Here is a 14,564-nt window from a genome sequence, read left to right as displayed (position 1 = left end):
TTATCGATCACCCAAAAGTTGGCGCAAGCTGCTGGCTGGGGCAGAGACGCCCATAAAGCGGATATCATCAACAACCCAGCATGTTCCTTCGCGGATCATCAACACTTCATCCTGCCATGCTACCGATTTCCCGCCTGCGGTTTGATGGGTCAAATTGACGCGTAACGGAATATTCCGGGCATCGGTATTGGGAATGGTTGAGGCGCTGGCAACCTCAGCGCTGGTGCTACCTTCACGCAGGCTGGTAAATATATCGCCATTAATGGTTTGTGTTGGATTCGCTTGGCCGGATGTGCGATGACTCGCTTGTTTTCTGACCGTTTGAATTCTTTCGTAGAGTGCTTGACTCAGATAAGGGCGGAATTGAGCAGATAAATTATCATCAGGTAAACCATTTAGATGCCCAATTTGCTGAATGCGTAGATCATAGAATTTTTGTGCTACCTGATCGGGTCCGCCTTCAACGCAAGGTGCGCTGCGGCTGCTGATATCCTTAAATGCCGGAGAGACGGTGTTGGTACAGGCGCTAAGTAAAACAGCGAGGGGAAGAATTAGGGCAATACTTTTCTTTTTCATATAAGGACCTTAAGTGAAAGAATCTATTATGAAAGTGATTGTAGTATATACCCAAAGAATGTGGAGTTGCAGCCCGGCAGCATGAATGGCAAATCAGCATCAACTTCAGTAACGATGGTTGCTATCAACCGCGCAATTTACCGTGTTCTCTTAGCCAGCGGGCAGTGCGAATAATGCCTTCGTCTAACGATACTATTGGGCGATAACCTAATTCCAACTCCGCACGGTGGGTGTCCAGTGTCAGATCAAAATTGAGTTTGGCGACACCATAATGTGTCAGTATCGGCTCTTTTTCTGCTTTGTTTCCCAGCTTCTCCATCGCTCTGGCCATGATATCCATCATAGGATAAGGCACGGACCGGATACGGCAGGTCATCTGTAACTCTTCCAGCAGATGTTGCACGATAGTGCGTAGAGGTCGGGGTTGTTGATTGGTAATATTATAGGCTCGACCGGACAAGGTCTCTTGGCTTTGGGTTGCTCGCCACATGGCATGTACTGCATTTTCCAGATAAGTCATATCCACCAATGCATCGCCACCACGGGGCAGCAGCAGAGTGCCATAATACTTAATCATTTGTAGCAAGCGTGGGAGCATCACGGTGTCATGGGGGCCGAACAAACCTTGCGGACGCAAAATAGTGAAATGGGTCTGCGGATTGGACAGCGCCAATTGCTGAATAACTTCTTCTCCGGCCGCTTTACTGCGTGCAAAATCATTGGCAAAACGCGCCGGACGGAAATCTTCCAGAATATTACGATGATGATGGTAATCGAAATAAATGGCTGGCGAGGAAACATGAATGAAATTCTCGACACCATAAGCCGCAGCCCATTCACCCAAGCGGCGTGTAGCGCGGACGTTTGCCAATTCAAAAGCCTGCTCTGTGCCCCACGGTGAGGTGAAACTGGAACAGTGCCATAATGTATCGACACCCGCCAACATGGCTTTTGCCTGTGAAGAAACCAAATTCGTCAGGTCTGCGTGAATAAATTCAGCGCCCATTTTTGTCAATAATGCGCCCATCGCCGAGTTGTTGCCGGTGGCGATGACTTTGATGCCCTGACGACGGAGATATTCAACGGCATTTCGGCCTAACCCGCAGGTTGCACCGGTAACCAATACCTTCATAACGAATTCGGTTCCCACCAAAAATCAGAATGCTAGAGCTTCGAATTATTCGCCCAGCAAATAAGATGCCATTCTTCCGTGAAATGATGCGCTATGCAATCAGAAACGACTTATACCTTTCATCTTTCAAGTCACCGGGGGGGGTTGGCTGCTCTCGCTCACCCGAATCACTGACTGATGTAAACTCATCGGGATTAATGAACCTCATCCTTGAGGCGCATCCTGCTGACTCGCGCAGGCGCTGCTCAAATCGGTTCCCGACCGATTTGTTTCTCCTTTGCCGCCTACCTGTATCTTGGAATCTATTGGGTATGCTTGTCATTCTTTGAACTGGGCAGAGCGCGACTTTCTTGGTTTTTTTCGCGGTCATATTGTTCGGCTAAGGTCGTGATTCGTTTGGCCATACCCCGGAAAATAAATAGGTGCGCTGGCATCATCACAAACCAATACAGTAATCCGTTAAAACCGGCCGGATGCCACCATGCCCGGACATCAAAACTCCGACGCCCACCCAATTCTTTGATAGTAAATGTCAAACGCCCTAAACCCGGTGCTTTCATGCCGAACATCATCGCTAATTGACGTAAGGGTTTTAGCGTAATCACTTTCCAGCCATCAATCAGGTCACCCAATTCCAGTGTTTCTCGATCCGGGCGGCCATAGACAACGCCGCCGCCAGCAATATCATCCATCCAGGCTCGGATTTTCCAGAGTGGATTACCATAGAAATAGCCCTCTTTGCCGCCAATTTGTTGTACCACATGCCACAGTGCTTCACTGGATGCGGTGGTATAGAGTTGGCAGCCGGCCTGTTTAGGATAAAAACCATAACCCGGCCGCCAGCGAGCACGCGCCTCAGGGTCATATCCCCAATCAGGTGAATCTACGACTTCATCCTCACGACGCAATGTCTCTTTGACTGCATCGTCAAACCGGATGAGTTGTTGGGGGATAAGCGCCTGTAACGCTTGGCCGTCAGCCGGTAAATCGTGGTTCAGTCCTTCAATCAATGCACTGGCAATCGAGGTGGGTACAGAGGTGATCATGCTGATGAAGTAGACTGAGATAAAACGGGTTGGCAATGGAATAGGGACCAGCCAGCGCCGTTTACCACTGATGGCAATAAAGCGCTCAAATAGGGTCTGATAGCTAATATATTCCGGCCCAGCAACATCAAAAATACGGTTTTCGGGAGCCGGATGATTGAGTAATTCGGTTAAGTACACCAGCAAGTTTTCCAGCGCAACTGGGGATGATTTTGAACGTACCCAGCGCGGAGGCGTCAGGATGGGCAAGTTGTAAACCATATCGCGCATCACCTCAAAGGCGGCAGAGCCAGGGCCGACGATGATACTGGCGCGCAGTTCTGTCACGGGGATGCCGCTTTGACGCAGCAAGTCGCCGGTCAGTTTACGGGCAATCAGATGAGCGGAGCTATTATCATCCGGCTGCAATGCGCCCAAATAAATGATCTGCTTTACCGAAGAGGATGCGTCGGCTAGATGTTGTTGAAGCGCTGTTTTCACATTGTTGGCAGCAATACGTTCCTGCTCAATCAAATCTTGTCCGTCTCCCATGCCATGCACTAGATAGTAAATAACATCAATATCTTGCAAGGCGGCACTGAGGGTTGCGGGTTGATAAAGGTCAACAAAGCGGCAATCAACACCTAGCCATGGTTGCTCTTTCAGCCACTCAATACGGCGTGCAGCAGCAACGACATGGTGCCCTTGCTGACTGAGTCTGGGCACCAGATGTTGGCCGATATAGCCACTAGCACCTAGCACTAATATCCGTTGTGGCGTCATGAGCGCTGCTCGGCCAAAAATTCGCGCCACAATGCAATCACTTTTTCCAGATCTGCACGGCTGATATTGATGTGAGTAATCATCCGAGTGATAGGGGCTGCGCTGATTAATACGCCACGTTCGCGCATCCAAGGGCCAAGTTTGGTAGCGAAATCGGCAGATTGCTTAATATACAGCACGTTAGTTTGTGCTCCGGGGGCCACAATTTCGACATCCAATGCGCGCAATTGCTGCTCTAGCCAGAGCGCATTATCGTGGTCATCTTTGAGCCGGGCGACGTTATGTTCCAATGCGTATAACCCCGCAGCCGCTAGAATGCCGGCCTGCCGCATGCCACCGCCGGTCATTTTGCGCCAGCGACGGGCACGATGAATATATTCAGCACTGCCGCACAGCAGGGAACCAACAGGTGTTCCCAAGCCCTTGGAAAGACAAATGGTTAGCGTGTCGCAATATTGGCTGATTTCACTCAGTGGAACATTCAATGCTACAGCAGCATTAAATATACGTGCGCCATCAATGTGCAGCGCGAGTTTCTTTTCACGAGTCAATGCCCAAGCTTGCTGCAAATAACTGAGTGGCAAGACTTTACCACTGTGGGTATTTTCCAAACTTAACAGCCGAGTTTGGGCAAAATGAATATCATCGGGTTTGATAGCTGCCAGAACCTTGTCCAAAGGCAGTGTGCCGTCATCATTGGCATCAATAGGTTGCGGCTGGATGCTGCCGAGAACTGCAGCTCCACCCGCTTCATATAAGTAGTTATGCGCCTTTTGGCCAACAATATACTCTTCTCCGCGCTGACAATGAGTGAGCAGCGCCACCAGATTTGCTTGGGTGCCGGTCGGCAAAAATAATGCCGCTTCTTTACCGGATAACCGCGCAGCTTCTGCCTCCAAAGCATTCACCGTTGGGTCATCACCATATACATCATCACCCACTTCGGCATTGGCCATAGCATTGCGCATCTCAGCGCTTGGTTGCGTTACTGTGTCACTACGTAAATCAATCAGCATAATTTTCTCACGGGATAGATAAAGAAAAGAGTTGTTTCATCATAGCGAGAATATTGAAACAAAAAAGCCTACTCACACGTTATTTGTTTTAAATAACAGATTACGTCTGAGAGTCCGGTTTATTTGCTGATTTTATTCTGTTTTTTATTTAATTGCGTGTGCGATAGCCAGCGCTGTATTCAGTCGCCCTAGCGGCTTGCCTTCTTTATTCGTAAAAAATTGCTGTTCCAGCGCGTTGGCATCCATCTCATCAAGCAGTTTTAGATGATGGCTATTTAGGAAAGTCTCCAGATGTTCTTTCTCTATACCAAAAATCCAATGTTCACCAATATTTCTTAACCCTTCAAAGACTTCTATTGAACCATATGAGGTGTTATCTCCGGTGAGGACATCGGAATAAACATAGTCGAAGATAATTTCACTGCCAGTGGGGGCATATGAGCTAATCGCAGAGAAAATACTCTCCACAGTGTCAGGGGGTAAATACATGATTAACCCCTCAAGAAGAAACAGGTGTTTTTCTCCTGCTCGAGTTGGAAATTCCTGCAAAATTTCAGCCAAATTTCTCTGATTAAAATCAGTGGGGATATAGCGCAGGTTTGGTGGAGTGGGGATACTAAGCTCTTGTAACTTTGCTATTTTATTCTTTTGCGATACTGGATGGTCAAATTCATAAACACAGCTTTGTTGTAGCTGGTTCTGAAATCTGATCGCTCTGGAATCAAAACCGGCACCAAGAATAAAGATATTGGCAAACTCACTGGCATGTAATTGAAAAAATTCATCTATATATTTTGTTCGGCTAATTAAAAATTCATAACTGCCTGCCGGTATCTGTGGCGAAAGAATATTGCCTGGCATCAAGAATGATTTTTGTGTCATTGAAAAAAATGAGGTTAAGGAGTGTGAGATTAATAATGATATATAGTCATCTGTTTTGTATCCTTCCCTTTTTTCGCCATAAGATTTTGCTCTGAGTATGCAAATTAGCTCCGCGGAGGGCGAGAAATCTGACATAGTGTTTTTTGCCATTTTATTTATCCCCGAGAAAGATTCGATTGTATTGTGATTTTACGCCGCACATGATTGATATAAAACAGCCTCATGCACCAGCTCAATTTTCATCTGTATGCAATATGAAAACTGTTAGCTGAGGGAGAAAAATACAATCATTATTTGCCAATGATACCGGTATAAAGCCGATATCATTGGCCGGAAAGACAAAGAAGATATTTTATGAATTGACGTGTCGGCACTTAACGCAGCCAGTTAGTTTTTGCCAACTCGACCACCTCATCACCTCGGCCATTAATGATTGCCCTAAGCATGTAAAGGCTGAATCCTTTGGCTTGCTCAAATTTGATTTGTGGTGGCATTGATAGCTCTTGCTTGGCGGTGACAACGTCCACTAAGACTGGCCCCGGATGGGCAAAAGCGCTCTCCAGTGCGGCATCTAATTCAGAGGCTTTTTCTACCCGGATCCCTTTGATGCCCGCAGCATTAGCAATGGCGGCAAAGTCTGGGTTATGTAAGTCAGTGCCATCGGTTAGATAGCCCCCGGCTTTCATCTCCATTGCTACAAAGCCCAGTACACTGTTATTAAATACCACAATTTTTACCGGCAATTTTAGTTGCGCCAAGGTGAGGAAATCCCCCATCAGCATGGTGAATCCGCCATCACCACACAGAGCAACCACTTGTCTATTGAGGTCGGTGGCTTGTGCTCCAATAGCTTGTGGCATGGCATTGGCCATTGAACCGTGATTAAACGATCCGAGTAAGCGCCGTTTGCCGTTCATTTCCAGATAACGGGCAGCCCACACCGTGGGAGTGCCAACATCGCAAGTAAAAATGGCATCATCAGTGGCATGGCGGCTGATTTGTTGTGCCAGATATTGTGGGTGAATGGGTTGATTGTCATTAGCTGTTGCCAGCCCATCGAGATCTTTACGGGTGGTGCGATAGTGCTCCAGCGCTTTGGTCAAAAATGTGTTATCACTTTTAGCTTCCAACTGGGGCAATAGGGCACCCAGCGTCGTTTTGATGTCACCAACCAGAGCCATATTGACCGGGCAGTGAGCCCCGATACTCCCCGGGTTGATGTCAATCTGGATGATATTTGCGTTGGTTGGGTAAAATGCGCGATAGGGGAATTGTGTTCCCAGCAACACCAAGGTCTCGGCATTGATCATGGCGTGATAGCCAGAGGAGAAACCAATCAGGCCGGTCATACCCACGCTGTAGGGATTATCCCATTCAATATGTTCTTTGCCGCGCAGGGCATGCACCACAGGCGCTTGAAGCATTTCAGCTAATTTCACCACTTCATCGTGGGCATCGGCACAACCACTGCCGCACATCAAAGTGATGTTTTTCGCCTTGTTCAATGTCTGTGCCAAAATATTCAACTCGCTCATTGGCGGCTGAACTAGCGGTAATTTAGGTGTTTGCCACACCACGGCGGCATCCTCTGGTGCAGCTTGCAACGCTACATCACCGGGTAACACAATCACTGAAACCCCTCGATTAAGGATGGCTTTACGCATGGCAATTTCCAGCACTCGGGGTAATTGTTCTGGGTTGGAGACTAATTCACAGTAGTGACTGCATTCACGGAACAGTTCTTGCGGGTGGGTTTCTTGAAAATAGCCGCTACCAATTTCGCTGGAGGGAATGTGTGCGGCGATAGCCAGAACCGGGACATGGTTGCGATGGCAATCAAACAAGCCATTAATCAGATGCAGGTTGCCAGGGCCACAGGACCCCGCACATACGGCCAGTTGTCCGGTGAGTTGCGCTTCAGCGCCAGCAGCGAAAGCAGCAACTTCTTCATGGCGAGTGCCCAGCCATTCAATCGTGCCCATGCGGTGCAGGCTATCACTCAAGCCATTGAGTGAATCCCCGGTTACCCCCCAAATTCGCTTAACGCCAGCTTGTTCCAACGTTTTTGCGACCAGTGTTGCCACAGTTTGCTTCATTGTTGTTCCCTCAAGGATTAATGGCGAGTCATTATTCTATGAGGTCAAAGTATGGCGCGTTTAACAATATTTGCCCCATTAATGGTAGAGAGAGACCGCGATGGGGCAGTTAAAAATAGACTTTAGGCCAGTTGAATATCCCCTTGTAACTGACAACTGCAAGCCAAAACATAGCCTTGGGAAATCTCTTCTGGCGTTAATGTCATGGTGCTGGTCGTGGTATATTCGCCATGTAGAATGCGCGTTTTGCACGAACCACAAACACCGGCACGGCAAGCTGCCATCACTGGGACTTTGTGCTGCTCCAGCGCAAATAGGAGCGACGCGCCGACTGGAACTTTCACGCTGCGCAGCGGGTGGCTGATGGTCATTGTCAATTCATTGCTGGAATCAATCGCCTCATCAGTGGGGCGGAATTGCTCTTTCTGAAAATGATCACTGGGAACCGACTGTTCGCGACAATATTGCTCGACCCAATCCATATAGGGAGCAGGCCCGCATGTCATGACGCGACGGCGGGCAATGTCTGGGGCAACTTGTTGCATAACCTGCGCATTGATTCGCCCGGCAATAAACCCAGCAGTGGCTTCTGACTCAGCCATTAATGTGAGTTGTAATTGCTGTGGATAGTGTTGCAATAGTCTTTGCCATTCATCTGCAAAAATGACATCCGCAGGTGTTCGGACATTAAAAATCACCCGGATATCAGCTTGCGCGCGTCGGGCTAACAAGTCGCGACACATCGACATGACAGGAGTGACACCGCACCCAGCGGCGAGCATCAGATAATGGTCGTCATCAAAATGGGCGTAAGTAAATTCACCTTGAGCATCTGACAGCCACAGATAATCCCCCTCATTGACCTGTTGAGTCAGCCAGCGGGAACCTTTTCCGTCGGCCAGACAGCGCACTGTTAATTGGATAAAGGGACTTAAACCGGGAGTAGAAGAAAGCGTATAAGCCCGCAGAGTCTCATCACTGTTACAGATGCTGACTAAGGCATACTGCCCCGGCAAATAGGGGTAAAAATCATGATTAATTAAGTGCAAGCTCCAGACATCGGGGGTTTCTTGCACGATAGAATGGACTTGCATGCGATTTGGGCAGAGGGGCGTTGGGCAATCGGTTGGGATAAAATCGGTCATCGGGGCCTCACAACGAATCTGGATAATAGGCAAAAAAAACAGTAAAAAACCATGAGTAAAAGCCCGGTCAGAGATAAGAAATGCATTAACCGGGCAGGTTGTTTTCGGCTTACTGGCCCAAAATCTCGTTCATATCCTGTTCTACGGTAGTGATTGGCCGCATACCAAATTTCTCATAGAGAATGGCCATCAGATTGTCGGTCAGGAATCCCGGCGCAGTTGGACCGGTATAGATATTTTTTACGCCCAATGACAATAAGGTCAGTAGAATAACAATGGCTTTTTGTTCAAACCAAGACAGCACCAAGCTTAGTGGCAGGTCATTGACGGTACAACCTAGTTTTTCTGACAGCTTCACTGCCAGCATAATCGCTGAATAGGCATCGTTACATTGACCGACATCCAGTAAGCGCGGCAATCCTTCCAACGTCCCAAAATCCAGTTTGTTGAAGCGATATTTGCCACAAGCCAGAGTCATGATGATGCAGTCTTGCGGCACACTGCGGGCAAAGTCAGTGAAGTAACTGCGCTCTGTGCGACTACCATCACATCCGCCGACCAAAAACACGTGGCGTAATTTTTTACTCGCAACCAAATCAATGACAGTGTCGGCAGCATTCAGTAGTGTTTGGCGACCAAAGCCCACCGTAATCAGATGTTCTAGCTCATTGTATGGGAAACCCGCCATGCTTTGTGCTTGTTCAATCACGGGTGCAAAATCCTCACCTTCCAAATGATTGACACCTGGCCAGCCAACGATACTACGTGTCCAGATGCGGTCGCCATAATGGCCCACATTCGGGTCAATGATACAGTTGGATGTCATCAAGATAGGGCCGGGGAATTTGGCAAATTCCGTCTGCTGATTCTGCCAACCGCTGCCGTAGTTACCCACTAAATGCGGGTAGCGCTTCAATTCTGGATAACCGTGGGCGGGCAACATTTCACCGTGGGTGTAAATATTCACTCCGGTTCCCTGTGTCTGCTCCAGTAGCATTTGTAAGTCTTTGAGGTCATGGCCGGAAATCAGAATGGCTTTACCGGCAACTGGGCGCACGTTAACAGACGTTGGCTGTGGATCACCGTAAGCTTGGGTTTCACCACGGTCTAAAATAGCCATGACATTGAAGTTCATTTTGCCAATACCCATGGCGTTATTGAGCAGGGTATCGACATCACGTGGCTGTGTGCCCAACCACGCCATATAGGCATGGTATTGGGCATAAATTTGTTCATCATACTGGCCCAGCACATGTGCGTGCTCCATGTAGGCCGCCGCTCCCTTCAGACCATACAAACACAGCATCCGCAAACCATGAATATCATCACCAACATCGGCTTTGTCACTGTTCAGCGCAAATTGTTGTGATTGTTGTAGCAGGGTAGGAATGTCGTCTGACTGCAATTGCAGTTCGGCCAGCGGATGATCGACAGTGATGGTGCTGTCGAGCAGGCGGCAACGGATAGCCAGTGACTGGCGTAATAGAATGGCTTCTTTGGCATAACCGATGATGCGGTCAGAATCAAAGTTTACATTGGTTAAGGTTGAGAAAAAGGCTCTGGGTGCAAAGCTATCAATTTGATGGTCAACAATACCAAGCTCGCGGGCTGTCAGTGCCCACGCTGAAAGCCCTTGTAGTACGGCAACCAATAAATCTTGTAAATCAGAGGTTTCGGCGGTTTTTCCGCACATACCCTGCGCATAAGAGCAGCCATTGCCCGCAGGTGTTCGGATGGTTTGTTCACATTGCACACAGAACATAATTGTTTTTCCTTTTAAAGTTGCATTTGTAATGCGTGTTTAAAAGCATAGATGCGCTATGGAGGTTTAAAAAGGCTTTTCTTATGCAACTTTAACTTGTTTTGATTTGGCGCAACTTTTGCTGCGAATGAGAATTTATTCAGTTTTGATGGGAATGTAGCGCAGTGAGCCAAGAGACCCTCTGCGCAACAGGAAGATTAAGAGGAAAAGAAAGCAATCAAGACAGGAGCCAGCAAACTCAGTAAGAAGCCGTGTACGATAGCTGCGGGAACCATTTCTATACCACCACTGCGCTGTAATACCGGCAGAGTAAAGTCCATTGAGGTCGCACCACACAAGCCCAGTGCTGTGGAGCGACTACGGCGTACCAAGGTTGGAATCAGCATAATAGCCACTAATTCGCGGGCCAAATCGTTGAAGAATGCGGCACTTCCAATTACTGGGCCGAATGTGTCGGTTAATAAAATACCTGACAATGAATACCAGCCAAAGCCAGAAGCCATAGCCAATCCAGTTTTAATTGGTAACCCCATCAAGACTGCGGCGAGTACACCGCCAGCTAATGCACTGACCGCCACCACAAACGCTACAATGGTGCCTCGGCGGTTTAAGACAATTTGGCGTAAAGTCATGCCACTGTTACGTAATTGAATGCCCACTAAAAAGAGCAGGAAGATCAACGCCAATTCGCTACCCTGCGCGGCAAACTGCAACCATGCCCATTGGGTCAACCCCAGCAGAAAACCAACAATGACCACACCGCACAGTTTTAATGATTCCAACGCCATATGCAGACGTGACGGTAACGCTTCCTGACGATGCGTGTTTTTCCAAGGAGTTTTGCGTTCAAGTAAAAACAGGGCGAATAAATTGGCGCAAAAAATACACAGAAAAAAGACGCTGGTATATTGGAAAATAAGCAGCAAGTTAGCGCTGAGATTTTCCAGAAATGCCAGGCTGATGCCCATAAAAAATAAAATAACGTAGACCATCCAGCTCAATAAGCGGTTGATCAACTGAATTAATGATTTGCGGCTAAGTGGGATCAGATAACCAATAATTAACGGCAAAAGAATGATTAGCAATCCTGAATACACGAGTTATACCGTCCTATACCGCTTTTCATTGAGGCTTACTGAAATGCCAATGACTTTGGGTATTATTTGCAGATGAATAATGGGCTGTGGCGCAATAAGCTATCTAAAATCAGGGAAAGAGTAAAGCAACACCGGTTGCCGTGGTACTTGACCTATAAGGTTTTTTTGTTTCAGATAATCAGGTAATAGATTAAGCCCGCTATCTGATAATATCAGTATGAATACATTCGCACCGGAGGCGTAGCATGTATCTTGAACGTGTCGATATTGTTGGTTTTCGCGGAATTAATCGCATTTCATTGAATCTTGATGATAATACAGTGCTCATCGGTGAGAATGCCTGGGGCAAATCCAGCTTATTAGACGCCTTAACATTACTGTTGTCCCCCGAACCTCAACTTTATCATTTCACCTCGCAGGATTTTTATCACCCAGCGGGCGATGAAAGTGCCAAAGAACGCCATTTACAAATTATCTTCACGTTTTGCGAAAAAGATATTGGTCACTGGCGAGCCCCCCGTTATCGCCAGTTAGCGCCGCTATGGATAAAAAACGACGATGGTTTACATCGTATTTATTATCGTATCGAGGGAGAGTTGGCGGACGACGACACGGTGTGCACTTGGCGTAGTTTCCTCGACTTAGAAGGGCAACCACTCGCTTTGCACGATATTGAAAAATTGGCGCGGGGAGTGATTCGTATTCATCCCGTATTGCGATTGCGGGATGCGCGTTTTATCCGTCGTCTACGCAATACCGCTGCTGAAAATAATCGTGAACCTGATAAGGCCGCATTGAATCAACAATTGGATCAGTTGAGTCGCGAGTTAGTGCGTAATCCACAGAAACTGACGAATTCTGAGCTGCGCCAAGGGTTGGAAGCGATGCGCCAGCTGCTGGAGCACTACTTTGCCGAGCAGGGGTCGCAGTCAGCAAATTTGCGTAATCATCGCTATCGTCCGCAGCCGGAGCGTGAGGCTTGGCTCGCTCTCGATAGTATTAATCGCATGGTCGCGGAGCCAAATAGCCGCAGTATGCGATTAATTCTACTGGGAATGTTTTCAACATTGCTGCAAGCAAAGGGGCCGTTAAGCCTTGACCCACATGCTCGACCACTGCTGCTGGTAGAAGACCCTGAAACCCGTTTACATCCGATTATGCTGTCTGTTGCTTGGGGGCTGCTCAGTCAACTTCCTCTGCAACGCATCACCACCACCAACTCAGGTGAGTTAATCTCATTAGTGCCAATCGAGAGTATTTGTCGGTTGGTCCGTGAGTCTTCTAAAGTTGCCACTTACCGTCTTGGCCCACGAGGAATGAGTTCTGAAGATAGCCGCCGCATCGCTTTCCATATTCGTTTTAACCGCCCTTCAGCACTGTTTGCTCGTTGTTGGCTACTGGTTGAAGGTGAAACAGAAATTTGGTTACTCAATGAATTAGCACGCCAGTGTGGTTATCACTTTGAAGCTGAGGGGGTCAAAGTTATTGAATTTGCACAGAGTGGTTTGCGCCCATTGTTGAAATTTGCCAACAGGATGGGAATACAGTGGCATGTTCTGACTGATGGTGATGATGCGGGTAAAAAGTATGCCGCGACGGTACGGAATATGGCGGATGATGGCCGTGACCATGAACGTGATCGCTTGACGATATTACCGGCACCCGATATGGAGCACTTTTTGTATCGCGAAGGTTTTGACGGGGTGTATCACCGGATCTCCGGCATTCCGGATAATGCCAAAATGCAGCCACGTAGGGTGATTGAGAAAGCGATTCATCGCACGTCCAAGCCAGATTTAGCCATTGAGGTTGCCAGCCAAGCGCGGGACTGGGGGGTAGAGTCGATCCCCCCGTTACTGAAAAAAATGTTTTCTCGTGTGGTGTGGTTAGCGCGCGGACGTGCTGATTAGCGGGAATGTAGGCGGTCTGAGTTTAGTCGCGGGTAAAATGCGCGCTCAGACCGCTCTCAAGCTGTTCAAGCAACTGATAACGGCGGCGATATTCGGCACGTTTTTTACTGGCAATATCTTCAATCGGCTTACGTGCAATTCTGGCCGGTAAGCGGAAATGACCATCCGTGCACTGTGTTCCACCCAGAGAAATCCAGAAATTATCGTAATCTGCGTGCAATTTATCTTTTTTCTTCGCCCGGTAACGCCAGTTTTGATAAATATGAGTGGCATTTCCTACAGCGATAATATTAGTTATTCCCATCAATTCAGCCAAACAGCCAGTGGCCTCCAAAACTAAACGTTTAGGGAATAAGCCGTAACAAGCTTTAGTGCTGGTTTGAATTTCGCTGTGCGGGGTTCCATTATCTGCGCCCTGTAACCCACCAATAAATAAAGTTTTTTGATTTTGATAATAAAAGAGACTGAACGTCAGCAGTGCCAGTGTTTGCTGTTGCTCATTGGCGAGCATCAGCGTAATTTCGCCTTCTTTATTGAGTTTCGGAAAACAGCCCAAATAAAGAGAATACTTTTCATCATTTTTGCCCGTTAACTCTGCCAGTTTATAAGGCAAGTAATGCAAATAGTTATGACGTAATGATTCAGGCATACATTGATTCATCAGCTGGAAATGATCCTGTAGTACCCCAAGTTTCTGGCGGTTATTAAGTGTATTGGCCAGATACGGACGATGTAATTTACAAGGCAAATCAGGTTGAGCGCGTAGTATGCTGTTGAGAAGAGGCTGCTTCACCAAAACACCGAGGAAGTTAAAGGTCAACCTTGGGCAGATTAAGGCCCGAGCAATAAATTTAAGCCGAAACTGTAATTCTTTCCATGAACCACCGAGTGCTTGATGACCTTTGAATAGCAATGTAATTAACCCCCAACGGTTAATATTGTTAGGGATTAATGCGGTATTGTTAATGTTATGCATGATGAAATCCGTTATATCAATATATTTCCAGCGACATTGAAACAAACAGGAACTAAACGGAGTCTCAATGCATCTTAGATTTCACCTGTTGCTCTATGGGCATTGATATCTGGTTTAGCTAAATGAGAATTTCCGATGCTATTTTCAGCGGATTAGTTATTTCA

General features: G+C 47.5%; 11 protein-coding genes. 1 reads left to right on the top strand and 10 read right to left on the bottom strand.

Annotation, left to right across the window (positions count from 1 at the left end):
* From HUZ92_RS03810 to HUZ92_RS03770, 9 genes are all read right to left on the bottom strand, one after another.
* Nucleotides 1-576, bottom strand: coding sequence for a lipoprotein (locus HUZ92_RS03810; RefSeq protein ID WP_050139716.1), 576 nt, complete (start codon nt 574-576; stop codon nt 1-3).
* 124 nt (nt 577-700) lie between these two features.
* The gene (locus HUZ92_RS03805; RefSeq protein ID WP_050097088.1) at nt 701-1,708 is read right to left on the bottom strand and encodes an NAD-dependent epimerase/dehydratase family protein; all 1,008 of its coding nucleotides are present in this window, start codon (nt 1,706-1,708) and stop codon (nt 701-703) included.
* A gap of 302 nt (nt 1,709-2,010) precedes the next feature.
* On the bottom strand, nt 2,011-3,516 hold the full coding sequence (locus HUZ92_RS03800; RefSeq protein ID WP_128450964.1) for a DUF2867 domain-containing protein: 1,506 nt from the start codon (nt 3,514-3,516) through the stop codon (nt 2,011-2,013).
* Nucleotides 3,513-4,532, bottom strand: coding sequence for a low-specificity L-threonine aldolase (ltaE, locus tag HUZ92_RS03795; RefSeq protein WP_050097090.1), 1,020 nt, complete (start codon nt 4,530-4,532; stop codon nt 3,513-3,515). The genes HUZ92_RS03800 and ltaE overlap by 4 nt, the downstream gene beginning before the upstream one ends.
* A gap of 144 nt (nt 4,533-4,676) precedes the next feature.
* Nucleotides 4,677-5,564, bottom strand: coding sequence for a class I SAM-dependent methyltransferase (locus HUZ92_RS03790; RefSeq protein WP_145579986.1), 888 nt, complete (start codon nt 5,562-5,564; stop codon nt 4,677-4,679).
* A gap of 224 nt (nt 5,565-5,788) precedes the next feature.
* Nucleotides 5,789-7,510, bottom strand: a complete 1,722-nt coding sequence (poxB, locus tag HUZ92_RS03785; protein ID WP_050097092.1) for a ubiquinone-dependent pyruvate dehydrogenase — start codon at nt 7,508-7,510, stop codon at nt 5,789-5,791.
* 122 nt (nt 7,511-7,632) lie between these two features.
* The gene (hcr, locus tag HUZ92_RS03780) at nt 7,633-8,655 is read right to left on the bottom strand and encodes an NADH oxidoreductase (RefSeq protein ID WP_145579985.1); all 1,023 of its coding nucleotides are present in this window, start codon (nt 8,653-8,655) and stop codon (nt 7,633-7,635) included.
* Nucleotides 8,656-8,764: 109 nt separating this feature from the next.
* On the bottom strand, nt 8,765-10,417 hold the full coding sequence (hcp, locus tag HUZ92_RS03775) for a hydroxylamine reductase (RefSeq protein ID WP_050097094.1): 1,653 nt from the start codon (nt 10,415-10,417) through the stop codon (nt 8,765-8,767).
* A gap of 197 nt (nt 10,418-10,614) precedes the next feature.
* Nucleotides 10,615-11,514 (bottom strand): LysO family transporter, encoded by a 900-nt coding sequence (locus tag HUZ92_RS03770; protein ID WP_050097095.1) that lies wholly within the window; start codon nt 11,512-11,514, stop codon nt 10,615-10,617.
* A 245-nt stretch (nt 11,515-11,759) separates the two neighbouring features.
* Between HUZ92_RS03770 and HUZ92_RS03765 the strand changes: the two genes are divergently transcribed.
* On the top strand, nt 11,760-13,424 hold the full coding sequence (locus HUZ92_RS03765; RefSeq protein ID WP_050097096.1) for an ATP-dependent endonuclease: 1,665 nt from the start codon (nt 11,760-11,762) through the stop codon (nt 13,422-13,424).
* A gap of 22 nt (nt 13,425-13,446) precedes the next feature.
* On the opposite strand, the gene HUZ92_RS03760 is transcribed toward HUZ92_RS03765, so the two are convergent.
* A complete protein-coding gene (locus HUZ92_RS03760; RefSeq protein ID WP_050097097.1) occupies nt 13,447-14,400 on the bottom strand; it encodes a VirK/YbjX family protein in 954 nt (317 codons plus the stop codon).
* Nucleotides 14,401-14,564: the final 164 nt, after the last annotated feature.

This window comes from Yersinia vastinensis, assembly GCF_902726565.1.
Taxonomy (GTDB): Bacteria; Pseudomonadota; Gammaproteobacteria; order Enterobacterales; family Enterobacteriaceae; genus Yersinia; species Yersinia vastinensis.
This window is presented reverse-complemented; position numbering and strand designations above follow the sequence as displayed.

Bases quoted from the DNA above. Each gene is read 5' to 3' on its own strand.
- HUZ92_RS03800 (WP_128450964.1), bottom strand. From the start codon at position 3,516: ATGACGCCACAACGGATATTAGTGCTAGGTGCTAGTGGCTATATCGGC.
- ltaE (WP_050097090.1), bottom strand. From the start codon at position 4,532: ATGCTGATTGATTTACGTAGTGACACAGTAACGCAACCAAGCGCTGAG.
- HUZ92_RS03810 (WP_050139716.1), bottom strand. From the start codon at position 576: ATGAAAAAGAAAAGTATTGCCCTAATTCTTCCCCTCGCTGTTTTACTT.
- hcp (WP_050097094.1), bottom strand. From the start codon at position 10,417: ATGTTCTGTGTGCAATGTGAACAAACCATCCGAACACCTGCGGGCAAT.
- HUZ92_RS03765 (WP_050097096.1), top strand. From the start codon at position 11,760: ATGTATCTTGAACGTGTCGATATTGTTGGTTTTCGCGGAATTAATCGC.
- HUZ92_RS03805 (WP_050097088.1), bottom strand. From the start codon at position 1,708: ATGAAGGTATTGGTTACCGGTGCAACCTGCGGGTTAGGCCGAAATGCC.
- HUZ92_RS03790 (WP_145579986.1), bottom strand. From the start codon at position 5,564: ATGGCAAAAAACACTATGTCAGATTTCTCGCCCTCCGCGGAGCTAATT.
- HUZ92_RS03760 (WP_050097097.1), bottom strand. From the start codon at position 14,400: ATGCATAACATTAACAATACCGCATTAATCCCTAACAATATTAACCGT.
- poxB (WP_050097092.1), bottom strand. From the start codon at position 7,510: ATGAAGCAAACTGTGGCAACACTGGTCGCAAAAACGTTGGAACAAGCT.
- hcr (WP_145579985.1), bottom strand. From the start codon at position 8,655: ATGACCGATTTTATCCCAACCGATTGCCCAACGCCCCTCTGCCCAAAT.